The sequence below is a fragment of the Pseudoalteromonas sp. SG45-5 genome (assembly GCF_014164085.1).
Taxonomy (GTDB): Bacteria; Pseudomonadota; Gammaproteobacteria; order Enterobacterales; family Alteromonadaceae; genus Pseudoalteromonas; species Pseudoalteromonas aliena.
This window is the reverse complement of record NZ_JACJEM010000157.1, coordinates 1-560: the sequence shown is the minus strand read 5'-3', so window position 1 is coordinate 560 and position 560 is coordinate 1. Positions and strand designations below refer to the sequence as shown.

At 39.8% G+C, this 560-nt stretch carries 1 protein-coding gene; it reads right to left on the bottom strand.

Annotation, left to right across the window (positions count from 1 at the left end; translation table 11 throughout):
- Positions 1-273: 273 nt before the first annotated feature.
- Positions 274-560 (bottom strand): transposase (locus H5119_RS20080; RefSeq protein ID WP_182703491.1); only part of this gene is annotated, 287 nt, incomplete at its 5' end.

Genomic DNA, 560 nt, shown 5'->3' with positions numbered 1-560 from the left:
GCATTATTGATGATTAATTAAGGCCCTTGGCTTTCGCCTCAGTCATCGTTTAGTACCAATGTCAGTCCAGTTTCTTGCTGTGTTTACACACTGCGCTGTAACAAGTCTGTGGTTTATGCTTACACTTACACATAACCAACCCTTTGTGGCTCAAACATTGGGCATATCCAGTATTTAAAATATGATCGGTTAACGTGCAGGCTCAATCAAATCTAATGGTTTTACCAACCCTATTACTAGCTCAACACGTTAACCTAATTTGTTTTATAGACGCTAAGCAAACGCCTTGTGTTCATCGAATGGTACATTGTCTTTAAGCACGTGATAACACGCTCTTGCGAGCTTATGTGCAACCGTTTTAATCGCAACTACCTTGTTTGTTTTAGCCAGTTTTCGTTGATAATATTTTTTAACTGTTGGGTTATAACGAATTGCAAAATTAGCAGCCTCAGTAAAGGCCCACGCTAAATAACGATTACCATTCTTCTGATTCGTAGCGCCTTTTTTCTTTCCATTGCTGTACCTTGCCCCTTTAACACAGCGGCAATACGATGAGAAGT